Here is a 24,958-nt window from a genome sequence, read left to right as displayed (position 1 = left end):
ACTGCCTTAATTCCAAGATAAAATTGTGGTGTTTGCACTGTTAATTGCCTGAGTACAAGGCAGCTCCAAGTGCGTTAAAGGGGGGCGTAAATTCGGCGTATTGAGTTTGCCTTGTGCATGCATTAGTACTTTAACCGGTATAGGGTTAGCGACTGTAAATAGGCTATCAACCGCATCGGTCCATGTAGTAAACAGGTTTGGGAAAGTCCCTGCCATTGAACGACGTACAAACTCAGCCGTTTGTTGGGGCCATGCATTGGCTGCGACAGAAACGAGGCCCGTTGCGCCTGCTTGTGCAAAATAAGGCATTAAGCCATCATCACCGCTATAAATAGCCAATTGTGGCGCGGCTTTACGGAATGCTTCAAATACGGCAATGTCACCACTGGCTTCTTTCAGAGCCCATAAATTAGTGTGGTGCGTTAGGTTTTGGAGTACTTGAGGGTCAATAGCAACTGCGCTGCGACCGGGGACGTTATAGAGCATACACGGCAGATCTGAGGCGCTAAGTAATGCATCAAACCAGTGAGCTTGTCCAACGATACCTGGCTTTGCATAAAGTGGAGAGCCGAGTAAAAAGGCATGGATAGGCAGAGTGTTACAAAATTCGACCCACGCGATTTGTTCTTGCAAATTGGCGCCACCGACAGCGACCATTAAGGGGACGTCTAGGTTTAGATCACAGACATACCTTACAATGTGTTGATGCTCTTCTGTTGTAAGCGCTAGACCTTCACCAGTGCTACCAAGGAGTAGAATGCCATTGTTTGCTTGTGCTTGCTCACACACCAAAGTGCGTAATATGTTATAGTCAACCTGGTTATTCGCGTCAAAAGGCGTAACCAAAGCTGTCCATAAGGGATAGTTGGATAAATCGTATTGTGATTTCATCTCTACCGAACTTATATCTTGTTCGGAGTTAAGGAAGGAGCCCAAACTTCGAACAGTTAAAATTCGAAGAGCAATGGACTTAAAAATGACAAGGCAAGTGGCCTTATTATTTTAAGACCAGAAGCTCTCCACCAAACTTACTTGCTTTGTTAATTCACAATGCAATTGGTGACAGTCGCTGGGATTCAACCCAGTCGCCCGAAATAGTGACCAAACAAATAATCACTGTTTCTCGGCGTTAATTCCCCTCACTGCATGTCATTGGAGTTTGCTCTCCTCAATACAGTTACCTGAATAACGCACCTCTTCCAGCCCTAGACCAAGGTCATACGCAAAAGTACAACACTGGCCCTCAAATAGGGTAGGCACGCATTGAAACATTTTAGCCGTCTAGGTGTCAAGTGAACCTACGTGAGTTTTCTCTTTTTTACACTACACTTACTAGTCAACAAAATAGGTGCTCTAGATGCGTCAAATTATTAAATCGATGCGCAGCAGATATGTTCTTGCAGTATTAGCTATGGCTATTTTAGTAACATTGGTAGCGGCAGTAATGTGATTTTTTCTTAAACAAAAACAACAGTATGCAGAGCTGATAAACCGGGCGGGTATGCAACATATGCTATCGCAAAAGGTGCATGGGTATTAATCAGGTCGTGTTGTTTCACCAAGAAGGAAAATCAACGCAATCACTGTTAGCTGAATTAGATAAAAATGTGCTGTCATTTTTAATGAATCATCAATTTATTTTACGTGAAAAATCGGGTGAGTATGAGTTTTTAACGACAGATTTAACCATGCTCTATTCTACCTCCCCAGTGTATTTAGATAAGCGAATTAAAGATTTTATAGCCCTATATGAACAAGGTGATTTTAATAAAGAGATTGCCTACACAGTAGCGCACGATGCGCGCATATTACTCCTGTATCTAGACCAAGCTGTGAAGTTTTTTGAACAAGTGGCGAATCGAAAAGTAGAATTAACTCGCATGTTTGAATTCGTGTTTTGGGTGAGTGCAATCATTTTACTTTGGCTCGAGGTTGTTTATATATTTCAACCAATGGAAAGACAAGTGAAGCGAGTTATTGACTCTTTAGAACAACAAAAGCAAGAGACTCAGCACGCGTTGGCTATGAAACCCCATTTTTTGGCACGTGCAGTTATGAATTAAGAACACCATTGCAAGCGATATTAGGCTTTTTAAATTTGTATCGCCAAGACGGTAAAAAAGAGCAATTGTTACAAGTTGAAGTATCTGCAAAACAGTTAGTCAATCAATTAAATGCAATTCAGGAGTTCAGTCTTTGGGAGAAAGGGGGACATTCCTGTCAGTGTTATCCCAGATGAAATGACCAAAACCTTACTACAAGCTATTTCACCTTATCAACTTGAAGCAAAAAGCAAAGGTGTGAATTTAGTGACGGAATTTGGGTTTGATAAATCGTTAAATGTAGCCTGTGATCATGACCATTTGGCTTGGGTTATTGGTCAGCTGATTGATAATGCCGTTAAATTTACTGAACAAGGTTCAATGATATTACAGGCCTGTTTAGATCATAGTCAATCAACTCTATTAGTAGCGATTGAAGACACTGGGTGTGGCTTTAGTGGAGCATCCCCTTTCTCGACCAATGTGAGAGACACTCATTATCAAGGATTGCAGTTGGGGTTAGTGCGTTGTAAGTGGTTATTGGATGCTATGAGTGGTGAGATCCAGTTTGAAAAAGGGCAAACATCAGGAACTTCAGTCCATATAAAACTACCTATTTACATGGTAGGCATACCACCGGAACAATGCATTACCAAGAACAAGATTACAGGGTTACTCGTTGAAGATAATCCACTCAATGCACAAGTTATTATTAAGGTACTTCAAGGGTTTTCTATTGCAGTTAACCATGTAGAGCATGGGCTTGCTGCAATAGATGATTTAAATACAAATCACTATGATGTTATTTTTATGGATTTAAATATGCCGATTATGGATGGTTTTCAAGCCATTGAATACATACGCAATTCTTTAAACTTAGAAGAGCCCATCACTGTAGTGACTGCTAACAGTGAGGCACAAGAGCTAGAGCGTGCCAAAGCGCTAGGTACGAATACTATGATTCTAAAACCATTAGACGAAAAGTCAGTACGCACAGCGCTTGAGCAGGTAGGGTTAATTTAATGACGAACTTGAATGTTGCCAACGCCGACCTCAACCTCAATATTATGGCTGCCCTTACCTGTGTAATGGGTTTCTGAACGGGTTAATTTTTTATGCTGCGTTGCTGTATTAATCAGACCTTTGACGCTGGTAGTGCCAACCCCAGACTCGAGGGATATAGACTTAAAATCCGCTTCGCTAGTATCAATGCTCACTTTGCCTACCCCGACCTCAATATCTGCCGAATTGGCTAGCTCTGAAATTTTAACATTACCGACGCCTACTTCTATGTCTAATTGCATTGAGCTGGGAACTTTAACTTGCCAATGTTGTTTTAAATCTTTTTCATCAATTTCAAGTGACAGTGTGTCACTTTTAGTGTGGTGATTAAGCGTTATTTCATCAAGGTTGACGTTACTATTAAACCAGCTGTCATTTTGTTGTACTTCTAATCGGATTGACACTTCAATCTTATCACCATCGTAGCTTGTCATGTCTAAGCGCCCAACAGGAAAGTCAATCTCAAGTTGCTGGTTATTATGTGCAGCAAAACTTTGTTTAATCGTGTGGCTTTCGTTTGCCAGTACATTGAAAGATAAGCTTGCAGCAGTAGCTGTCAAAAGTAAAAATTTTTTCATAATATGCATCCTTATTGAGGGTGTTATATCTATTTGACGCAGGAAATTCAGTAACGGTTTAAACAAGTTGAAAAATAATTTTTTGTTTTATCTGCCCCCTAAAAAGTATCTCTATACGTTGCCTTTTTAGAGGGGGATGCGTTACAGCATTTTGTTAACCGTAAATCCTTGTTGTTGAAGTTGGATAAGTAAGCCGTGCTTCTCGGGTAAGTGGAGGGCACCCACCGCAATAAATAAAGGCTGCTTTACAAGCTGGCTACCTAGTTGCTTTATCCAGTTATTATTACGTTCGATAAGCATCACTTTTTCACTAAGTTGACCGTACTCACTGCCATCAAAACTTAATTGATAATATTGGCTTAAGGCGGCCATATCGCCTTTTTTCCAGGCATGAATTAAGTCGAGGAAGTAATGTTCTATATCATCCATTTGTTTAAATGTTTCCGTCAACATGTGATCGCCATGTGTGCTGAGGTGGTTGAACATAGTTAACTGTTGCTCTAGGGTCTCTAGTTCAATAATTGGCATTGCTTTACTTTGCGCATAGTTGATCACTTGTTTATCAATACCAAAATCATCTTTGAAACCTAATTTTTGATATTCCATTTGTAATATCGTGACCATAACCGCCCAAGGTGTAAATTGGCTAAACAGATCAATGCTAATGTTTTTCTTGGCTAAGTAATCTTTAAGTCGTGTGTAATTATGAGAGCTGATCTGGTTTTTTAGGCTCTTAGGTGGTGTTAAAAGCATAAAAGGGCTAGAACGACGCTGAATTTCACTGGGACTAAGTGCGTTGATATCCACTTCTACAACCAAAGCGCTAGTGGCATCTATTGCAGAGGTGATCCGCTGACTTAACCCTGCCATTGAGTGATCGCCAACGTGCACGGTTCCTAATAGGTAAGATGTGATCCCCGCTTTTTCTACTTTATAGAGCGCGGGTGCTGTGTAACCTAGTCGGCTAAATAGTGACAGGCACAATATGAGGCAGAGGGCACTCACCTGAGTAATAGGTTTGGGCATGGTTATCCTTAATAATTAATAGCTGATAAACATCATAATCAATCTATTGGGCAAATCATAAAAGTTTCATATGATTTTTTCGTTGAATGAAAAGTGTTGTAAATAAAATATGAACACTTTAAAAACGAAAGGATAGACAAAATAAAGGTTTTTTTATTCGATTTTTGGCTATTGTTGAATATAGATACCTTTTATTGTTTTTTTTAGTGCTTTTAAAGCATTGTTTTTATGGTTGACTTACATTGTACTTCGGGTTACTAATAGAAAAAGAGCAAGGCACGCTGTGAATAAGCGCGCACTTACAAGTAATAATTTAATTTGGTGATACTGAATATGTTAACAACAGCACTAACTTTAGTCCTGATTATCAACGTGGTGATTATTATTACCGCGGGGGCGAGTTAGTGCTTTAAAAAGTATCAACGAGAAGCCCCCCGCACTGAAAAGTTCGGGGGGCTTCTTGGTTTTAGGGTTAAATTTTTAGAAATCATTAAAAAGATTGGGAATGGGGAACACGATGACAGGCGCACAATTACTTATCGACTTACTTGCCAAGCATGGCGTTCAAGAAGTCTTTGGTTATCCAGGCGGTGCGATTATGCCGATCTACGATGCGCTCTACGGTGCGCCTGTAAAACATTATTTGACTCGTCATGAGCAAGGAGCAGGGTTTGCAGCCGTGGGGTATGCGCGCAGTACTGGCAAACTTGGCGTTTGTTTTGCAACTTCAGGCCCCGGTGCAACAAACCTAGTAACATCGCTTGCCGATGCCATGATGGATTCGGTGCCTTTGCTCGCGATAACTGGGCAGGTGCCCACTGCCGCTATTGGCTCTGATGCGTTTCAAGAAGTTGATGTTTTGGGGATGTCTCTGTCATGCACGAAGCACAGTTACATGGTTGAACGTGCTGAAGATTTGGCTGAAATACTACAAGAAGCGATGCACTTGGCCTTGTCTGGTAGACCAGGACCTGTATTGGTTGATATCCCTAAAGACATTCAGTTGGCACAAGCCCCTTTTAAACCTTGGTTGGCAAGAGAAGAGTCTTTTCCTGAGCTATTAAGCTGCGAAGTGCAAACAGCAGAAGTGTTATTGTCTGAAGCTCAGCGTCCTGTGGCTTATGTCGGCGGGGGCGTACAAAGTGCGGATGCGCAAGCTGAATTGATGCAATTTTTAAACAAAACTCAGATGCCAGCTGTTTCAACATTAAAGGCATTGGGGAGCGTGTTACCTGAGTATGAATATGACTTAGGAATGTTGGGTATGCACGGTGGGCAAGCAGCAAATATTGCAGTACAAGAATGTGATTTACTGGTATGTATTGGCGCTCGGTTTGATGACAGAGTGACGGGTAATTTAGCGAAGTTTGCAGCAAAGGCGAAGGTAATACATTTAGACATAGACCCTGCGGAAGTTGGAAAGCGTAAACCTGCGGCAGCGTCACTAATTACCGATTTAAAAACATCTATTCCAGCATTGGCGTGCTTTGTTACTAACGCACAGTGGTTAAACACCGTCATGGAGCTTAAAACGGCACATGCGTGGCGGTATGATTACCCGGGTGAAAAAGTATTTGCCCCGTATTTATTAAAAGAACTCAGTAGAAAAATGCCTCGTGATAGTGTGGTGTGCTGCGATGTTGGACAACATCAAATGTGGGTTGCACAACATATGAAGTTTACGCATCCGAGTAATCACCTCAGCAGTGGTGGTGCTGGAACAATGGGGTTTGGTTTGCCTGCAGCCATAGGTGCACAAATCGCACGGCCACAGAACATGGTCGTAACGGTTTCTGGTGACGGTTCAATCATGATGAATATTCAAGAACTTGCTACGATTCGCCGTAACAATTTACCCGTAAAAATAGTGATATTAGATAATCAACGCCTTGGCATGGTACGTCAATGGCAGCAGTTATTTTTTGAAGGGCGTTATAGCGAGACAAACTTATCTGATAACCCTGATTTTGTGCAATTGGCCGCGGTGTTTGGTATACCGGGTCAAACAATTACCCATGCAAACGAAGTTGATGATGCCATTGATGAATTAGTGAATTCTACAGGGCCTTATATCATTCATGCCTGTATAGATGACAAAGAAAACGTTTGGCCTTTGGTACCACCTGGGGCCGCAAATGATGAAATGATGACGGAGAAAGCGCAATGAGACACCAATTAACAGTGGCAATTAAAAACCAAAGTATCGCCGTTGAGCGCTTTTTAAGAGTGGCGCGTCATCGTGGATTTCATTTAACCCAATTAGAGTTGGAGGGCCATGATGATTTGTTTCACGTTAAAATGACAGTAGACAGTGACAAGCCTATCTATCTATTAACGACACAACTGAGTAAGCTGGTTGAGGTGCAACAGGTTGATTTGCACACACTACAGCAACAGGCTATTTAAACCTAATTATTAAGAAAAGAACAAGGTATTACAAATGACTAAAACTTCGGAATTAATTTGGCACAACGGCGAGATGATCCCTTACGAGCAAGCAACGACTCATGTACTTAGCCATGCATTACATTATGGCAGCTCAGTGTTCGAAGGAATACGCGCCTATGATACGCCAAATGGCCCGGCAATCTTTCGTTTAACGGATCATATTCAGCGTTTATATGACTCAGCAAAAATTTACCGCATGGAGATCCCATTCACCCCAGAGCAAATTATTCAGGCATGTAAAGATGCTGTGCGTGAAAATGGCTTTAAAGACGCCTACATTCGTCCATTCGCGTTTTTAGGTAATGTAGGGCTGGGTTTAAATCCGAAATCACACCTTGCTGATGTGACGGTTGCCGCAATGCAGTGGGGCGCCTATTTAGGTGATGACAGTTTAGCTGAGGGCGTTGATGTATGTATTTCTTCTTGGAATCGTTTAGCGCCAAACACCATGCCGACGGCAGCAAAGGCTGGTGGCAACTATCTGTCATCACAGCTTATTTCTGGTGAAGCAAAGCGCAATGGGTATGTTGAAGGGATCGCGCTAGATGTCAATGGGTGCTTAAGTGAAGGTGCCGGAGAAAATCTATTTGTTATCAAAAAAGGGGTACTTTATACACCGCCGACAACCGCGTGTATTTTACCAGGTTTGACGCGTGACACCATTATGGAGCTTGCTCGTGCTAGAGGATATGAAGTACGAGAAGAGTCAATTGCGCGTGAAGCACTCTACTTAGCAGATGAGTTCTTTATGACGGGCACCGCTGCCGAGGTTGTTCCGGTGCGCAGCGTAGACCAAATCCAAGTGGGAGATGGCAAGCGAGGCCCTATTACTGAAGAGCTACAAAAAGCGTATTTTGATTTAGTGAAAGGACAAGCTAACGATAATAACGGTTGGTTAGAATACGTCAATCAGGCATAGAACATAGAGAGCCACAATCACGTGGCTTTTTTGGGAATGAGGAAAAGGCGGCGTTATATAAAGTAGCGACGCATAACATGAAGGGGTTTAGCATGGCCAAGTTAAGAAGTAAAACGACAACAGAAGGTAGAAAACGCGCTGGCGCCAGAGCGCTGTGGCGTGCAACAGGCATGACAGATAGTGACTTTGAAAAGCCAATTGTTGCGGTCGTCAATTCTTATACGCAATTTGTACCTGGTCATGTGCACCTCAATCAGCTAAGTGACTTAATGGCTGATACTATTCGTGATGCAGGTGGTGTACCTAGAGAGTTTAATACCATCGCCATTGATGATGGTATTGCGATGGGGCATGGCGGCATGTTGTATTCACTGCCATCACGAGATCTCATCGCTGATTCAGTGGAGTATATGGTTAATGCGCACTGCGCTGATGCGATGGTCTGTATTTCCAACTGCGATAAGATCACCCCAGGTATGTTATTGGCGGCACTGCGGTTAAATATCCCCGTTATTTTTGTGTCAGGTGGCCCGATGGAGGCTGGAAAAACGCGGTTAGCAGACATCGATATTAAATTAGACTTAGTCGATGCCATGGTCAAAGGCGCAGATCCGACCGTGAGTGATGCAGACTCCGAGCAGGTTGAGCGTTCAGCGTGCCCAACATGTGGCTCATGCTCTGGGATGTTTACAGCAAATTCAATGAACTGTTTGTTAGAAGCGCTTGGGTTGGCACTTCCGGGTAATGGTACAACGTTAGCAACCCACAAAGATCGTCAGCAATTATATGAAGCCGCAGGTAAGCGTATCGTCGCTTTGTGCAATGAGTATTATCAAAAGGATAATGACGCTGTACTGCCAAGAAATATCGCCAATAGAGCGGCTTTTATGAACGCGATGACCTTAGACATTGCAATGGGTGGTTCATCAAATACGGTATTACATTTATTAGCTGCGGCGCAAGAAGGTGGGGTTGATTTTGATATGAGCCATATCGATGAGCTCTCTCGCAAAACACCATTTTTATGCAAAGTTGCACCGGCAACTCAGCAGTATCACATCGAAGATGTACATCGTGCTGGTGGCATGATGAGCATGCTGAATGAATTAGCGAAAGGGGATCGTTTAGATTTAACGGTAGGTCATGTTGCGGGCGGTACATTAGGCGAGGTGATAACGCGTTGGGATGCAACAGATCACAATAATGAAAAGGCACAAACCTTCTTTCGTGCCGGTCCTGCGGGGATCCGTACGACCAAAGGTATGAGCCAGGCATATCGCTGGGATACACTGGATCTCGACCGAGAGAATGGCTGTATACGCAGTATTGAACATGCATTTCGACAAGATGGTGGTTTAGCGGTGTTATCGGGTAACTTAACCCCCGATGGCTGTATCGTTAAAAGTGCCGGTGTGCTTGACGAAATGCTTGATTTTACTGGCCCAGCAGTGGTTTTTGAGTCTCAAGATGATGCGGTAGATAGCATTTTGGCTGGTGAGATTAAAAAAGGTGATGTCATCATTATCCGTTATGAAGGGCCTAAAGGTGGTCCAGGCATGCAAGAGATGTTGTATCCCACCAGTTACTTAAAATCAATGGGGCTAGATAGAGACTGTGCGCTACTCACTGATGGGCGTTTTTCTGGTGGGACATCTGGCTTATCAATAGGCCACGCCTCTCCTGAGGCGGCAAGTGGTGGAGCGTTGGCTTTGGTAGAAAATGGCGACTTGATCCATATTGATATCTATAATCGAGGTATTCATTTATTGCTTGATGATACGCAATTACAAGCGCGTCGCGACAAGCAATTGGCACGTGGAAAGGACGCTTATAAACCGTTGGATCGACAGCGTGTTGTGAGTCCTGCTTTAAAAGCGTATGCGCTATTGGCAACCAGTGCGGATAAAGGTGCTGTGCGTGACTTAGCTAAGTTAGAGGAGCTAAGCTAACCATGGTTTCACAAGAGCTAGATTATTTTCGTGCCATCATTCAAGCTGATATGTCACCGTTAGTTAAGGTGACTGAATTAAGTGAAATGCGCGCACTTTCAGAGCGTTTGGGACAAAAAATCTGGCTCAAACGTGAAGACCAGCAACCGGTTTATTCTTTTAAATTGCGTGGCGCATATCATAAGTTACAGCAGCTTCCTGTTGGTAGCCAAGTGGTCACAGCGTCTGCAGGTAATCATGCGCAAGGTGTGGCGCTAAGTGCTGCACATTTGGGTCACCAAGCAACCATTGTTATGCCAGTGACAACCCCTGAAATAAAAGTCAATGCGGTGCGTAATTTTGGCGCCCAGGTTGTTTTACACGGGCACAATTTTGATGAGGCAAAAGCGCATTCGTATATATTAACCGAACAAGCACAAGCGGTATTTGTGCCGCCTTTTGACGATAAAGACGTTATTATCGGTCAAGGGACGGTAGCACGCGAGTTGATGCAGCAAGTAAATGAGTTAGACGCGGTCTTTATTCCCGTCGGAGGCGGGGGGTTACTTGCGGGTATGGCGGTTTACATTAAGTCATTACGTCCTGATATCAAGGTTATCGGAGTTGAAGCGCAGGAAAGTGCGTGTTTAAAAGCCGCTTTAGATGCGGGGGAGCCCGTTACGTTACCACAAGTAGGCAGCTTTGCTGATGGGGTTGCTGTTAAGGTGATTGGCACTGAAACGTTCCGTTTGGCACAAAAGTTTTGCGATGAAGTTGTGACGGTAAGCTCAGATGAAATTTGTGCTGCCGTACAAGATATTTTTGTTGAAACTCGAGCGATTGCAGAGCCTTCGGGGGCATTATCGGTCGCAGGTATTAAAAAGTGGAGTGCGCAAAGTAATCGTGCCGGACTGACGTTAGCCGCGGTACTGTCGGGTGCTAATTTGAATTTTGACCGCTTACGTTACATCGCTGAGCGTACTGCGCTTGGCGCTAAGAACGAGGCTTTGTTTGGTGTGACAATTGCGGAAGAAAAAGGCAGTTTCAAACAGTTTTGCCATGATCTAGAAGGGCGTGCAATTACTGAGTTTAATTACCGTTATGCTGGCGAGGACAATGCCCAGATTTTTGTGGGGGTAGGTTTGCGCGGGGGGCAAGTTGAACTAGATGATGTCAAAGGCACATTAGAGCGAAAGGGGTATTTACTTAAAGATCTTTCTGATAATGAGCTGGCAAAATTACATATTAGATACATGGTTGGTGGTAAGCCTCCAGTTGAACTGCAAGAGCGATTACTACGCTTTGAGTTTCCCGAATACCCAGGTGCCCTAGCGCGATTCTTAGACACATTGGGGTGTAATTGGAATATTACGTTATTTCATTATCGAAATCATGGTGCTGCAGAGGGCAATGTGCTTGCTGCCTTTGATATTGCTCCGAGTGATTATGAGAAATTTGATGAGCATCTGTCACAGCTTGGTTATGCTTACCAAGATGAAACGAACAACCCTTGCTTTAGCCAGTATTTACAAGCGCCTTTTGAAGAGGCGCGTAAGGTCGGGTAATTGGCAAATACAGTTTACTTTCCTATAGTTAATAGCGGCAATTTACTGGGAAAGTAACAAGCGTATATGAATAAGGTTCGACTAGGTTTATTTCTTTTATTCACACTATGTAGCTCAAGTGTTAGTGCACTTGAGCCCGTTGTATTGCAATTAAAGTGGACGCATCAGTTTCAGTTTGCCGGCTATTATATGGCGGCAGAACAAGGTTTTTATAAAGATGCTGGGCTTAAGGTGAGTATTCTACCTGCAAATCCAGGTAATCCTGATACACATTTTAAAGTGCTATCAGGTCAAGCTCAATTTGGCGTGACGCACTCAGGCATATTACAAGCGAAGATGCAGGGTAAGCCCCTAGTGGCAATGGCTGCCATATTTCAATCGTCGCCGTATTGCTGGATGGTGAAAGAAAGCAGCGATATTTTCACGCCAGAAGATTTCGTAGGTAAAAAAGTCAGCCACTTAGGTAAAGATGAAAGCGCTGAGCTGACAGTTATGCTCGCGCGAGCTGGAATAAACATAACAGACTTACCCACGTATGCTGGACTCAATCCACTTGCAGATTTTAAACGTGGTGTGTTTGATGCACTCCAAGTCTATGTGACTAATGAACCTTATAAAATGCAGCAGCAAGGGGTCGAAACTCGGCAGATCTGCCCCAAGCAATACGGACTAAATGTATATGGTGATATTTTATTTACCAGTGAAAATATGCTGTCGCAAAAGCCTGATGTCGTGGAGAGGTTTAAACAGGCGAGCTTAAAAGGTTGGCGCTATGCATTGTTGAATATGCAGCACAGTATTGAAGTGATCCATGAGAAATATGCTCGTCACAAGACGAAGGAGCAGCTGAGCTTTGAAGCAGATGAGCTTGCTGTTTATATTACGCATTCTGGTGTGCCGATTGGCAGTATGTCAGAGACGCGCTGGCAATGGATCGCGCAATTATACAGTTTAGATTTAACGCAATGGGAAGGTATTAAATCCACCTTTATCTATCATCGCACACGAGAACCATCAGAAGATACATGGTCTTGGATGTTAGTGTTAGCTTGTATATTAACCATATTATCTCTGCCTATGTATGGTTATCTGATGTTCTTCCACAAGCGAAAATATCGCATTCAACAACTGCCCTATAAAGACGAAAACACGGTAGAATAGCGTTTTATTTTATGTGTTGTGGTTCATGTCATTACTTTCTCAATTTCAACAATTAGATACTTTTCTAACGAGCACGCGGGACTTTTGGCAGCGTGTGGCGTTTGATCATTTAACGTTACCGTTTAGTGTGCAATTAAATCAGTTTTTGTTGAGCTTGGATGATGCTGAAGTAGCACGGCTCGACGCTGATCAAGCTTGTTTATACGATGTGTTTTCTGATTACATACCTGGTGTTGATTTACTTGCTGGGTTGACAGCATTGCCTTACAGCGAAAAACCGAGAGCAGCTCTGCCATTTTGGCTAAGCAACGGGATAAAAGGCCGCAAATTAACGCAGCTGCAAGATTTTGTGAGTCATGTCCCTGAGCAGCAATTACCGGTGTTAGAGTGGTGTGCAGGTAAAGGTCATTTAGGGCGTTTAATGGCGCATTTAGGTGCACCGCATGTTCATAGTATTGAATTACAGTCCGCTTTGTGTGAACAGGGCGCCCATAGTGCAAAACAGCAAGAATTAAACGTCCATTTTAGCTGTGCAAACGTACTTACTGATGATACAGGCGCTTACTTTAAACCACAACAACATGCTGTTGCATTACATGCGTGCGGTGCTCTTCATCAAACGTTTATGCATAGAGCAACAGAGCACAAATGTGAAAAAATAAGCCTCTCGCCGTGTTGTTATCATTTATTTACTGAGCCGACTTACCAACCAATGAGTGAGGCAGCTAAGCACAGTGCATTACATTTGAATCACAGTGATATGAAGCTGGCGTTACAAGAAACCGTGACGGCCGCGCCACGTATTGCTACTGTGAGGCGAAAAGAGGTCACTTGGCGTTTGGGGTTTGATGCACTGCGCCGCGACTGTACTGGGTCGACGGAATATATTAGTGTGCCATCGGTTAACAAAAGTATATTTTCTGGTGACTTTTCATCTTTCTGCTGTTGGGCAGCAGCACAAAAAGACATTACGTTACCTTCAGGTATTGATTATGCAACTTATTTAAAGCAAGGTGAGCAGCGTAAACGAGTAACAGATCGTATTGAATTAGTTAGGCATGTTTTTCGTAGAGCGTTAGAGATTTGGTTGGTACTCGATAGGGGTTTATATTTACAGCAAGCTGGGTATGATGTCAGCCTGAGTGAGTTTTGTGAGAAGCAGCTCACCCCAAGGAATGTTTTAATACAAGCTACCCGACAATAAATAGAGGAAAATCTGAGATGTGTACGCTCGACCACTTATTAGAAAACAACCAGCAATGGGCTGAACGCGAACGAGCGAGAGATCCTGATTACTTTAAAAAGCTGTTAGGTCAGCAAAAACCAGAATATTTGTGGATTGGCTGTTCTGATTCACGTGTACCTGCGAATGAAATTGTAGATTTAATGCCTGGTGAGCTATTTGTGCACCGTAATGTGGCAAATGTGGTGGTGCATACTGATCACAATTGTTTGTCAGTGATGCAGTACGCAGTTGAAGTACTGAAAGTAAAGCACATTATGGTTGTTGGTCATTATGGCTGTGGTGGCGTCCAAGCTGTACTTAATGAAGCGCGTTTTGGGTTAATAGACAATTGGTTGCGTCATGTTGCAGACGTGAAAGAAAAACACCAAAGTATCATTGATAATATAGCACCGCAAAAACAGTGTGACGCGTTATGTGAGTTGAATGTTATCGACCAAGTGCGAAATGTTTGCCAAACTAACATTGTGCAAGATGCATGGCGACGCGGGCAAAATTTAACGATTCATGGTTGGGTATATGGGTTGGCGGATGGGCTGTTACATGAGCTCAATGCTCTAGCGGCTAAACCAGAGCAAATAGCTGATCAATATGCTCTGGCGATTGCGCAGGTCAAAGACCGTTACGCAGAATAGCCTTATTCTGCGTGTTTGTCGCTGTCTAGCTTGGCTTCTATTTCAGCGACTTTTGCTTCAAGCTCAGCAAGCTTCTCTCGTGTCCTGATTAGTACTTTACTTTGAATATCAAACTCCTCTCTGCTGACAAAATCCATTTCAGCCAGTTTATTTTGAATGGCTTGTTTGGTTTTTGATTCAAATGTATCTGCTAAGTTTTTTACGCCTTGTGGCAAATTGCCTGAGATCTGTTTCGCAATTTCTTCAATTTTTGCTGGGTTAATCATCATCATTACCTATAAAAGTTGCTTATTGGTATAGTAGCAAATGATCACATAACAAAATAGTGAAGTGACTGGCGTATAGCTATTCACTTCACCCAGCCTTGATTAATTACAACGTAGCCATTTTTCACCGTCAGTACTACATTGTGTTACATGTGTACCATCACTTGCATAGGTGTATTTTACCCACTCATTGAGGTGATTGCGCTCAGTGGTAACACGGTTGGCTAAACTGTCATAAGTGAGTCTTTTAAACCATGAAGAAAAAGCAATGCTTGGTTCTTCACTGAACAAATAACCAGAATTCTCTAAGTGCTTGATAAGGTCTTGACTATCAAGGGAGTCTGATTTGTGAGATAAGTTATGCCAGTCGTTTAGGTAGACCTTACTGTTATTACTGAGACGTTGATGTATTTGAGTATGGTGGTTAACCTGGTTCTCATCATGTGAGATGGTGAAAACACGCTGCTCAGTTTCTGTAAAGTCAGTTGATAGTGCAGCAGTGCTGTTTATTGCTAAAGTAGATAAAGTGCTCAACTGCCTGTATTCAGATGCGTCATTGTCAGTTTCTCAGCTTGAAAAAAAGGTTGCACTAAGCGAAAGGCAGTTACATCGTAAGTTAACGTCGGTTGCTGCTGTCAGACCGAATGAATACATCCGTCAATATAGACTATTCCAATCTTTGCCCATGTTACGTCAGGTAAGCAGTATATTTCCAGTATCTCATGAGGTTGGATTTAATTCTCCTGCCTATTTTAGTGCATGTTTTAAAAAACAGTTTTCAATGACACCGAAGTAGTATGTAAAAAGTATATCTGATACTGAGGGTTAAGTGAGTATAGCGGCTAGGCGCATAGTACGGTTTACGTTAAAATGCGGTCATTGATGGTAATTAATAAGCACGATAATGAAACTGAATCCAAAACAAGACGAAGCAGTAAAATATATAAGTGGCCCATGTTTGGTCTTGGCTGGAGCAGGATCAGGTAAAACTCGTGTGATAACGAATAAAATCGCGTATTTAGTCCAAGAGTGTGAATATCAGGCTAAAAATATTGCGGCGGTGACATTTACCAATAAAGCTGCAAAAGAAATGCGAGAACGGGTACTACAGACCCTCGGAAAAAAAGAGTCTAAAGGGCTATGGGTTTCTACATTTCACACGCTGGGCTTAGAGGTAATCAAAAAAGAACTTAAAACTTTGGGTTACAAGCCAGGCTTTTCATTACTGGACGATCAAGATACCAACCAGCTATTAAGTGACCTAACAGAAAAAGAGTTAGAAAAAGACAAAGATTTACTTAACTTGCTGAAAATGCAGATTGGTAATTGGAAAAATGAGCTTATTTTACCTGAGCGGGCAATACAAGACGCACGGGAGCCGCAAAAAGCGTTATTTGCTCAGCTTTATGCCCGGTATCAAATTCAATTACGGGCTTATAATGCATTAGACTTTGATGATTTAATTATGATCCCAACCCTTTTATTGGGCCAAAATGCAGCCGTAAAGGAACGTTGGCAAAGTCGTTTTCGTTATTTATTGGTAGACGAATATCAAGATACCAATACCAGCCAATACCAACTGGTTAAGTTGTTAGTTGGGGAGCGCGCTCGGTTTACTGTAGTAGGGGATGACGACCAGTCCATTTACTCATGGCGAGGCGCAAAACCACAAAACTTAGTTCTACTTTCTAAAGACTTTCCGGGTTTAAGACTCATTAAGTTGGAACAAAACTATCGCAGTGTGAAACGGGTGCTAAAAGCTGCCAATATTCTGATCGCAAATAATCCGCATGAATTTGAAAAGCAGCTGTTTAGTGAGTTAGAGATGGGAGAGCCCATTCGTGTGATTGCTACCCGAGATGAAGAGCATGAAGCTGAGCGTGTGGTAGCAGAAATTATCTCGCATAAATTCATGAAACGCACCAGTTATCGTGATTATGCTATTTTGTATCGCGGTAATCATCAGGCTCGGGTGTTTGAAAAGTCCCTGATGAGCAATCGTATTCCTTATAAAATTAGTGGCGGTATGTCGTTCTTCTCACGCAGCGAGATTAAAGACATTATGGCTTACTTACGGTTATTGGTGAATCAAGATGATGATAATGCATTCCTTCGTGTCGTGAATACTCCACGTAGAGAAATAGGCCCTGTGACGTTAGAGAAGTTAGGTAGTTTGGCCAACGAGCGCCATATTGGCTTATTTGCAGCTTGTTTTGACCCAGAGCTGACACAGCGTTTAGCTGGACGGGGTTACAATGCATTGATGGGCTTTGCCCGTTGGGTTGTTGAGCTATCATATCGAGCTGTTCGGGGAGATACATTGGAGGCGGTTAAAGATATGGTACGTGAAATTAATTATGAAGCGTATTTATATGAGTCTTCACCAAGCCCGAAAGCCGCTGAAATGCGGATGAAAAATGTCTCTGAGCTGTATAAATGGATCACAGATATGTTAACTGGTGATGTGGATAACCCGCCGATGACATTACCAGAGGTAGTAAGTAAGCTCACATTACGGGATATGTTGGAACGCAACGAAGAAGAAGATGACAGTGACGCGGTTCAACTACTGACGTTACATGCATCGAAAGGGTTGGAATACCCTCATGTGTTTATGGTGGGGATGGAAGAAGGTTTTCTACCGCATCAGACTAGCATCGATGAAGAGAATGTAGAAGAAGAGCGTCGTTTGGCTTATGTGGGAATAACTCGAGCACAAGAAACATTAACAATGACCTATGCGAAAAACCGTCGTCAGTTTGGCGATGTGTCTACCCCAGAGTTAAGTCGCTTTGTATTAGAGCTGCCGCAAGACGATTTACAATATGAGGGGAAAAAGAAAACGGTTGCGTCTCAAAATGAGCGCATGGAACAAGGTCAAGCACGAGTTGCTAACTTAAGGGCAATGTTAAAACGTTAGTTTTTCTGACTCAGAGCGGGTACCCCGCTCTGAAATATGTGTGGTCTGTATTTGATTTATATTGTGCTGTTTGCCAAAGAATCGCGTTAGGCCATGACTTTCAAGTAAACTCCTAAAGTTTAAAATAGCAGGTCCTTTGGCAATGATCTGCATATCCTGTAGTTGTGTGACGGCTAATATGCCTTTTAACTGTGCTTCGTAACTGGTCTGCTGTAGTACCCTTTTGCTAAAAGTTGAGCTTAGTAACACATAAGTAAAGGGGATTTTACTGAGTAGTGTCAGATCGCATCGGTCTTTAGCAAAGTCATTGATACCAATTGTATAGCCCAGATTGGTAAGTTCGTTTAGATTTTCTTGCTGTTGATTCGAGGCATAGCGAATGTCCGTTTCCTCAAACAGTAAGCACAGCGAGTGAGGTTGATTGGCTAACTTTTCACATAATTGCGTAAAGACTTGTTGTTCTAATAAAATTGTGGAGCAGGCAAGTAATAAATCCTTCCCCGGTACACTCGCTAATTGCAGTGCTTGTTCTAACAACTGCAATTCGATGGCTATATGCTCTGCTTTCTCGGCCGCAAATTTTTTCAATATATCAAAACTAGTACTGCCTAAAACCGGGTGCTCACCAAATGCTTCTAGCATGGTTATGTCATCACTGACGAGTGTTAAATCACTGATATCGGTGCCTCTAAAATGGGTTGGTAGTGCACTTAAATGATGATACTCCGGTGTTTTATGATTACCTGTGCCGACTGTCAATAATGGGTGATAAAACTCATAGCGACCTCTCCCTGCATTTTTTGCATAGTACATGGCGGCATCAGCATCACGAATAATTTCATCTGTGTTATGGTAGTGTTTATTGCTGTAGGTGATACCTATACTGGCACCACTTTGCATACATACTCCTTTCATACAGAAGGGCTGTTGCATCACTTTGATAATACGTTTAGCCACATCTTCCGCTTGCTGTCGATCACTTAAATGATCGAGCAAAATAACAAACTCGTCCCCAGCTAGTCTGGCCAGTAAATCATGTTCGCGTATGCACTCAGAAAAAGCTTGTGCAACCCAAATTAAAAACTGATCACCCGCTTGATGACCGAGCTCATCATTGATCCGTTTGAATTTATCAAGATCAATAAAAAGCACGGCAAAGTTGTGTTCCGGATAGCGTTGAAACTGTTTCAGTGTTTTTTCTAATTGGGTCAGGAAAAGGCTACGATTGGGTAAGCTGGTGAGTGAGTCATGATGTGCGTCATGATATAGCTGTTGTTCAATCTTTTTTCGCTCTTCAATTTGCATGTGTAAGTGCATATTGGACTGTTGTAGTGCTTTGGTTTTTTCTGCAACTCGATGCTCTAGTTGCGAATGGCTGGCTTTGAGTGCTTGATTTGCTAAATGGGTTTGTAAAACAGAGGCGATTTGGTTTGACACAAATGAAATGAGTTCCATATCGTCATAATTAAATTCATAGTTATGATCATATGCTTGGCATGCGATGAGCCCTATTACTCCATTTGCGGTCTTAAGTGGTGCGCCCATCCAGCTAGTTGCGAACTTTTGAAGGTTATAGTGTTTAGATCGCACCACAATCTGATTATTTACCAAAGCCTGTGCTCTTTCAATATCAATAAGCTGGCTCTGCTCGGTACTAATGACTAACTCGCTATACCCTTTGGCGAAAGGTCGAGGTTTATAATCAGAGACTTCATCAACACAATAAGGAAAGCTGAGCCATCCTGTATTTTTATCATATAGGGCAATAAATAGGTTATCGGAAAATGTGATTGAACGGATGATATGATGAACTTGCTGATAGACCTCGTCAATATCGTTGAATTGTGTCGCTAATTCAGAGATCTTAAAGAGGATCTGTTGCCGCTCTAATGCGCGCTTTCTTTGATCAATTTCTTTATTTAACGCTTCGTTGCTTTGCATTAAAGCACGAGTACGAATTTTCACTTCTGATTCAAGTAATTCTCGTTTTTTTACTCGCTCTATTGCCGTCGCCAAATAGAGTGACATCACTTCGAGCAGCTCAATTTGTTGTTCACTATAGCTTTGCTCTTTTTGATAGCTTTGAGATACCATGACGCCAATAATGGTCTTTTCACGATAAATAGGGACCCCAACCCAGTGTTCAGCGGGACTACCCAGCGCTTTAAATATCCCCAATTCGGCTTGCTTGCGCATTTCATCGAGTGTTAAATAGAGTGTTTTTCCTTCTCTAAACACGTGTCCAGTTACACCTTGTGAAAAATGGTGCGCTTCATGTAACGGCACAGCAATACCATCTTTTTCATCTACAAAATAAGATAATTCAAGTGCTTGAGAAAATTGGTTTTGCAGAACAACATAAAAACTTTTGCAGGGAAGATGTTGAACAAGAATATCGTGAATAGCTGGGTAGAGCAGCGTTAATTCAGCAACCGTACTTGCTTGCTCAGATAATAGAATAAGAGCATGTTGTAAGTGGTTGTTTTGTTTGTACTTTCTTAACAAGGACTCGAGTTTTTGGTTTTTACGAGTAAGCTTGCGCAGTAGTGCTGCGGGATCTTCCAATGATTTAACCCAAAGTTATTATTATTTGCACGAATATTAACCGTATATTTTCATTTTTATCAACAGGGGTCAAGGCAATCTTCATGATAAATTTTGAAGAATGAAAGCAAACAAGGAAAGAGCTGAAGATCTAAGGAGCCTCAGCTCAAAAAATTATTTTGCTGTCATGAAATCAATGGCAGCTGTAATTTCTTCATCAGAACAGTCCATGCACGTACCACGTGGAGGCATTGCATTAAAACCGTTGATAGCATGATCGATCAACACATCGCGCCCTTTTGTTAATCGTGTTGCCCATTCATCAGTTGTTTTTGGTGCGCCAAGCGCGCCAGTACCGTGACAGGCAAAGCATGCAGCTTGATAAACTTGCTCACCAGAGCGAGGGCCACTTGGGACAACTTCAACAGGTGTTGCACCAGCTAAATACACAGTTCCAACTGGAGCTAAGCGTTTTTTAATTGCTTCTTCAGTTAAAGTATTGTCGTAAGGTTGCGCTATTGCTGTTGTAGATAGCAGTAAAAGTGCTGCTGAAAGTTTTTTCATTTGTCTTGCTCACTTCGGTTGTGACGTGATCAATCACGATAGATGACGGAATTTTTAGCAATTATAACGCCACCTACTCATTTATAAAACGTAAACTTACTTATATCACGACAAAAAAGTCATTTTCTTGCGCTGTCGCAATAAAGCACATGATTGATCTATTTTATATGTGTGACGTTAGGTCATATCAATCAGTTGCTGAATTGCTTTGGCAATGCCATGGGACGCTTCTGAGATTGAATTAGCTAACATATAAGCAGGTGTACTCACCACTTTGTTCTGGGAGTCTACGACAATATTGGTTGCAGAACATGCCTCGTGTTTTATGCCGAGTGCCTCAGCGGCAGTGGCTGTATCCGTATCATTACCAATTGTAGCAACGGTTCCACGGGGGTGAATATGGCCTATTAAAGCAGGCGCAATACACAAATATGCAATGGGTTTTTTTTGTATAGAAAAACTTTGGCAAGTTTCTTTAAAGGTGTCTAATATTTTAGAGTCTGCGCCTCTGAAAGCAAAGTCACTGAGGTTTTTCGCGACGCCAAAACCTCCAGGAACAACCAGTGCGTCAAACTCATCAACGTTAAGAGTGGCTAAGTCGTGAATGTCACCACGAGCGATACGCGCAGCTTCAGTTAATATATTACGTGAGTCTTGTTGTTCTTCGCCAGTAAGGTGATTGATAACATGATGCTGGGTTTGATCGGGTGCAAAACATTGGTATTGAGCACCAAGTTGTTCTATGTGAAGCATGGTTAAGACGGTTTCGTGGATTTCTGCACCATCGAATACACCACAACCACTGATAATGATCGCAATTTTTTTCATGAGATAGTCTCGTTTAGTCAAATAATAAGGGGCTTATGCTTGGAGTAGTGTAGCGACAGATAAAAATATTATAAAGGATCTTCTGTGATCTGAGATCGTTTGTGGTAGTATACCCTCCCGCTTGAAAATAACAGCTTGATTTTTGAACGGAGTGTTCTAATATTTTTGCAACACAGAAATTTTTTCCACATTTTATCAATTAATAAGAATAAAAAAGAACTTGTATTCTCTTTTTATTATCAAATACTTAAGTTTTACGGGCGGCGTTTTAATTTATGTCGGTTGCGAATTTCTGTGTTTATCTACAAAGTTATCCACAGTTTACTCTATAAATCAATGACAAATTACCTGTGTATTACTCCTCGTCTTATAGTTAGCCATATGGCATGCTTATGATGTTTTTATTGAAGCTCATTTAGGATCCTCCTTATTATGTCTCAGATCCCAGAAAATCCTTTGATCTTGGTTGATGGCTCGTCTTACCTCTTTCGTGCTTATCATTCACCGCCACACTTAACGAATTCTAGAGGGGAAGCGACAGGGGCCATATATGGCGTGATAAACATGCTGAAAAGCTTGTTGAAGCAATATAGCCCAAGTCACATGGTGGTTGTTTTTGACGCGAAAGGCCCAACATTCAGAAATGAAATGTACAGCGAATATAAAGCAAATCGTCCGCCAATGCCTGATGATCTGCGCACGCAAATTGAACCAATTCACGAAATTATTAAAGCTATGGGCTTACCCTTGGTTTGTATTAGCGGGGTTGAAGCCGATGATGTGATTGGTACTTTTGCTAAAATTGCATCAGGGCAAAAGCGTCATGTACTGATCAGCACAGGCGATAAAGACATGGCTCAATTGGTTGATGATCATGTGACGCTGATCAATACCATGACCGACACCATTTTGGATCCCCAAGGTGTCGTCGATAAGTTTGGTGTTGCACCTGAATTGATCATTGATTATTTAGCGTTGATGGGAGACAAGGTCGATAATATTCCAGGCGTCCCTGGGGTGGGCGAGAAAACAGCCTTAGCGATGCTACAAGGCTTGGGTTCTATTGATAATTTATATGCTAACCTAGATCAAATAGCTGGTTTAGGCTTTCGTGGTTCAAAAACCATGGCGAAAAAGCTGGAAGAGCATAAAGCTCAATTAACACTGTCATATGAATTAGCAACGATCAAATTAGATGTGGAAGTAGAGCAAGATTTAAATACTTTTGCTATCACTGAGACAAATAAAGATCGTTTAATCGAGTTGTTTGCTGAGTGTGAGTTTAAACGTTGGTTAGCGGATCTATTAGATGGCACTGCAGCACCTGTAATAAATCAATCGGTTCCTACGCCGTCAGTACCAGCGATTGAAGCAAATTATGAAACGATCTTAACGCAAGCACAGTTTGATGTATGGTTAGACAAACTCAAGTCTGCAGAGTTAGTCGCATTTGATACAGAAACCACGAGTCTGGATTATATGCAAGCGGATCTCGTCGGTATGAGCTTTGCGGTAGAGCCTGGTGAAGCGGCATATTTACCTATTGCACATGACTATATGGGTGCGCCAGAGCAGCTCGACAAAGCGATGGTTTTTGAAAAAATGGGTGAAATATTAGCTGACAGCAGTATTAAAAAAGTTGGTCAAAATTTAAAGTACGATAAAAGTGTTCTAGCTAGAGCGGGTCTTGAACTTAATGGTATTGCCTATGACACCATGCTGGAGTCTTATGTTTTAAACAGTGTTGGCACACGCCATGATATGGACTCGCTAGCACTAAAATATTTAGGCCATAAAAATATCTCTTTTGAAGAAATTGCAGGAAAAGGCAAGTCTCAGCTGACTTTTAACCAAATTGAGTTAGACAAAGCCGGGCCGTATGCAGCAGAAGATGCAGATATTACATTGAGACTGCATTTACATTTGTGGCCACTGTTAGAAGAGCATGCGACATTGCTATCAGTTTTTAACGACATTGAGCTGCCTTTGTTGAGCGTATTGTCTGATATAGAGCGTACTGGTGTGCAAATAGACAGTGGTATGTTGGCACATCAAAGTGTTGAGATTGCTGCGAGACTGACTGAAATCGAAAAGTCAGCATTTGAGTTGGCAGGTGAAGAGTTTAATCTAAGCTCAACAAAGCAGTTACAGGCGATATTGTTTGAAAAGCAAGGCTTACCAATTATTAAGAAAACGCCAAAAGGTGCGCCGTCTACTGCCGAAGAAGTATTGCAAGAACTTGCTCATGATTATCCGTTACCAAAACTGATAATAGAGCACCGTGGTTTAGCAAAGTTAAAGTCAACTTATACTGATAAATTACCTAAGTTGGTAAATGAACAGACAGGTCGCGTACACACCTCTTATCACCAAGCTGTGACTGCGACTGGGCGCTTAAGCTCCAGTGATCCGAATTTACAGAATATCCCTATTCGAAATGAGTCAGGTCGTCGCATTCGACAAGCATTTGTGACCCAAACAGATAAAGTTATTTTGGCAGCGGACTATAGTCAAATAGAACTGCGCATTATGGCGCATTTATCTCAAGACAAAGGGTTATTAAATGCCTTTGAGCAAGGTAAGGATGTGCACAGTGCCACTGCGTCGGAAGTTTTTTCAGTTGAATTAGACGATGTAACCTCTGATATGCGTCGTAAAGCTAAAGCCGTTAACTTTGGACTTATTTATGGCATGAGTGCGTTTGGTTTAGCGCGACAATTGGATATTCCTCGCAATGAAGCGCAACATTATATGGATAAGTATTTCGAACGATTCCCCGGGGTGCTTGAGTATATGGAACGTACGCGTGAAGCGGCTGCAGATAAAGGCTATGTTGAAACTTTATTCGGTCGTCGTTTACATTTACCTGATATCAGCGCACGAAATGGCGCACGACGCAAAGCTGCAGAACGCGCAGCGATAAATGCGCCAATGCAAGGCACCGCGGCCGATATTATTAAAAAGGCTATGTTAGATGTATCAGCTTGGCTACAAACACAATCACGTGATGATATTCAGCTGCTTATGCAGGTACACGATGAATTGGTATTTGAGATCTCTGCTGACAAAGTTGCGGAGCTTAGCAATAAAATTTGTGAATTGATGTCTGATGCAGTGTCTTTAGATGTGCCTTTAATTGTTGAAGCAGATCATGGTAAAAACTGGGAACAAGCACATTAATTTGTCGTCTTAAAAGAAAAAACCGATAGTAGTTCAGCTACTATCGGTT

Annotated in this window: 22 protein-coding genes and 1 riboswitch; of the genes, 14 read left to right on the top strand and 8 right to left on the bottom strand. The window is 42.2% G+C overall.

Annotated elements, in window-relative coordinates:
- Window positions 1-6 precede the first annotated feature (6 nt).
- Window positions 7-891: a 4-hydroxy-tetrahydrodipicolinate synthase gene (gene dapA, locus CWC18_RS02020; protein ID WP_138592473.1), complete on the bottom strand. Its 885-nt coding sequence runs from the start codon at window positions 889-891 to the stop codon at window positions 7-9.
- Window positions 892-1,004: 113 nt separating this feature from the next.
- Window positions 1,005-1,207, bottom strand: a riboswitch (Lysine riboswitch).
- 322 nt (window positions 1,208-1,529) lie between these two features.
- Here dapA and CWC18_RS02015 point away from each other — a divergent pair.
- The 3 genes from CWC18_RS02015 to CWC18_RS02005 are packed head-to-tail and all read left to right on the top strand — an operon-like array spanning window position 1,530 to window position 3,065.
- Entirely contained in the window at window positions 1,530-2,063 is a 534-nt protein-coding gene (locus tag CWC18_RS02015) for a hypothetical protein (protein WP_138674618.1), read from the top strand.
- Window positions 2,064-2,071: 8 nt separating this feature from the next.
- A complete protein-coding gene (locus CWC18_RS21900) occupies window positions 2,072-2,239 on the top strand; it encodes a hypothetical protein (protein WP_138674617.1) in 168 nt (55 codons plus the stop codon).
- Window positions 2,175-3,065, top strand: coding sequence for a response regulator (locus tag CWC18_RS02005; protein ID WP_138674616.1), 891 nt, complete (start codon window positions 2,175-2,177; stop codon window positions 3,063-3,065). The genes CWC18_RS21900 and CWC18_RS02005 overlap by 65 nt, the downstream gene beginning before the upstream one ends.
- On the opposite strand, the gene CWC18_RS02000 is transcribed toward CWC18_RS02005, so the two are convergent.
- Both CWC18_RS02000 and CWC18_RS01995 read right to left on the bottom strand, forming a co-directional pair.
- Window positions 3,062-3,682 (bottom strand): hypothetical protein, encoded by a 621-nt coding sequence (locus CWC18_RS02000; protein WP_138592471.1) that lies wholly within the window; start codon window positions 3,680-3,682, stop codon window positions 3,062-3,064. The two genes, CWC18_RS02005 and CWC18_RS02000, sit on opposite strands and share 4 nt — an antisense overlap.
- Before the next feature lie 141 nt (window positions 3,683-3,823).
- A complete protein-coding gene (locus tag CWC18_RS01995; protein WP_138674615.1) occupies window positions 3,824-4,708 on the bottom strand; it encodes a TraB/GumN family protein in 885 nt (294 codons plus the stop codon).
- A gap of 517 nt (window positions 4,709-5,225) precedes the next feature.
- On the opposite strand from CWC18_RS01995, the gene ilvG reads away from it, so the two are divergent.
- From ilvG to can, 8 genes are all read left to right on the top strand, one after another.
- On the top strand, window positions 5,226-6,875 hold the full coding sequence (gene ilvG, locus CWC18_RS01990; protein ID WP_138674614.1) for an acetolactate synthase 2 catalytic subunit: 1,650 nt from the start codon (window positions 5,226-5,228) through the stop codon (window positions 6,873-6,875).
- Complete coding sequence (gene ilvM, locus CWC18_RS01985) at window positions 6,872-7,114, top strand: acetolactate synthase 2 small subunit (RefSeq protein WP_138592469.1); 243 nt, start codon at window positions 6,872-6,874, stop codon at window positions 7,112-7,114. Before ilvG ends, ilvM begins: the two co-directional genes overlap by 4 nt.
- A 34-nt stretch (window positions 7,115-7,148) precedes the next feature.
- Entirely contained in the window at window positions 7,149-8,075 is a 927-nt protein-coding gene (locus CWC18_RS01980; RefSeq protein ID WP_138592468.1) for a branched-chain amino acid transaminase, read from the top strand.
- 92 nt (window positions 8,076-8,167) lie between these two features.
- Window positions 8,168-10,024, top strand: a complete 1,857-nt coding sequence (ilvD, locus tag CWC18_RS01975) for a dihydroxy-acid dehydratase (RefSeq protein WP_138592467.1) — start codon at window positions 8,168-8,170, stop codon at window positions 10,022-10,024.
- A 2-nt stretch (window positions 10,025-10,026) separates the two neighbouring features.
- Window positions 10,027-11,568 carry a threonine ammonia-lyase, biosynthetic gene (gene ilvA / locus CWC18_RS01970; RefSeq protein WP_138592466.1) on the top strand — a complete coding sequence of 514 codons (1,542 nt, stop codon included), beginning with the start codon at window positions 10,027-10,029 and terminating at the stop codon, window positions 11,566-11,568.
- A gap of 66 nt (window positions 11,569-11,634) precedes the next feature.
- Window positions 11,635-12,729 (top strand): ABC transporter substrate-binding protein, encoded by a 1,095-nt coding sequence (locus CWC18_RS01965; RefSeq protein WP_138674613.1) that lies wholly within the window; start codon window positions 11,635-11,637, stop codon window positions 12,727-12,729.
- Window positions 12,730-12,754: 25 nt separating this feature from the next.
- A complete protein-coding gene (locus CWC18_RS01960; protein WP_138592464.1) occupies window positions 12,755-13,933 on the top strand; it encodes a methyltransferase in 1,179 nt (392 codons plus the stop codon).
- Between the two features lie 17 nt (window positions 13,934-13,950).
- On the top strand, window positions 13,951-14,607 hold the full coding sequence (gene can / locus CWC18_RS01955; protein WP_138674612.1) for a carbonate dehydratase: 657 nt from the start codon (window positions 13,951-13,953) through the stop codon (window positions 14,605-14,607).
- 2 nt (window positions 14,608-14,609) lie between these two features.
- Here the strand turns inward: can and ubiK are convergent, their stop codons facing one another.
- Complete coding sequence (gene ubiK, locus CWC18_RS01950; protein WP_138592462.1) at window positions 14,610-14,873, bottom strand: ubiquinone biosynthesis accessory factor UbiK; 264 nt, start codon at window positions 14,871-14,873, stop codon at window positions 14,610-14,612.
- Window positions 14,874-14,975: 102 nt separating this feature from the next.
- Complete coding sequence (locus tag CWC18_RS20940) at window positions 14,976-15,407, bottom strand: hypothetical protein (protein WP_171041010.1); 432 nt, start codon at window positions 15,405-15,407, stop codon at window positions 14,976-14,978.
- On the opposite strand from CWC18_RS20940, the gene CWC18_RS01945 reads away from it, so the two are divergent.
- Window positions 15,400-15,669 (top strand): helix-turn-helix transcriptional regulator, encoded by a 270-nt coding sequence (locus CWC18_RS01945; RefSeq protein WP_171041009.1) that lies wholly within the window; start codon window positions 15,400-15,402, stop codon window positions 15,667-15,669. The genes CWC18_RS20940 and CWC18_RS01945 overlap by 8 nt on opposite strands.
- Window positions 15,670-15,777: 108 nt before the next feature.
- Window positions 15,778-17,793, top strand: a complete 2,016-nt coding sequence (gene rep, locus CWC18_RS01940) for a DNA helicase Rep (protein ID WP_138674610.1) — start codon at window positions 15,778-15,780, stop codon at window positions 17,791-17,793.
- Here the strand turns inward: rep and CWC18_RS01935 are convergent.
- The 3 genes from CWC18_RS01935 to elbB form a co-directional block, all read right to left on the bottom strand.
- Window positions 17,782-20,358, bottom strand: a complete 2,577-nt coding sequence (locus CWC18_RS01935; protein ID WP_138674609.1) for a bifunctional diguanylate cyclase/phosphodiesterase — start codon at window positions 20,356-20,358, stop codon at window positions 17,782-17,784. The two genes, rep and CWC18_RS01935, sit on opposite strands and share 12 nt — an antisense overlap.
- A 153-nt stretch (window positions 20,359-20,511) precedes the next feature.
- Window positions 20,512-20,901, bottom strand: a complete 390-nt coding sequence (locus CWC18_RS01930; RefSeq protein ID WP_138592458.1) for a c-type cytochrome — start codon at window positions 20,899-20,901, stop codon at window positions 20,512-20,514.
- Window positions 20,902-21,078: 177 nt separating this feature from the next.
- Window positions 21,079-21,729 carry an isoprenoid biosynthesis glyoxalase ElbB gene (elbB, locus tag CWC18_RS01925; RefSeq protein WP_138592457.1) on the bottom strand — a complete coding sequence of 217 codons (651 nt, stop codon included), beginning with the start codon at window positions 21,727-21,729 and terminating at the stop codon, window positions 21,079-21,081.
- Window positions 21,730-22,161: 432 nt separating this feature from the next.
- On the opposite strand from elbB, the gene polA reads away from it, so the two are divergent.
- Window positions 22,162-24,909 carry a DNA polymerase I gene (gene polA / locus CWC18_RS01920; protein WP_138592456.1) on the top strand — a complete coding sequence of 916 codons (2,748 nt, stop codon included), beginning with the start codon at window positions 22,162-22,164 and terminating at the stop codon, window positions 24,907-24,909.
- Window positions 24,910-24,958: the final 49 nt, after the last annotated feature.

It is taken from the genome of Pseudoalteromonas aurantia, assembly GCF_005886875.1.
In the GTDB taxonomy this organism is placed as follows: Bacteria; Pseudomonadota; Gammaproteobacteria; order Enterobacterales; family Alteromonadaceae; genus Pseudoalteromonas; species Pseudoalteromonas aurantia_A.
This window is presented reverse-complemented; position numbering and strand designations above follow the sequence as displayed.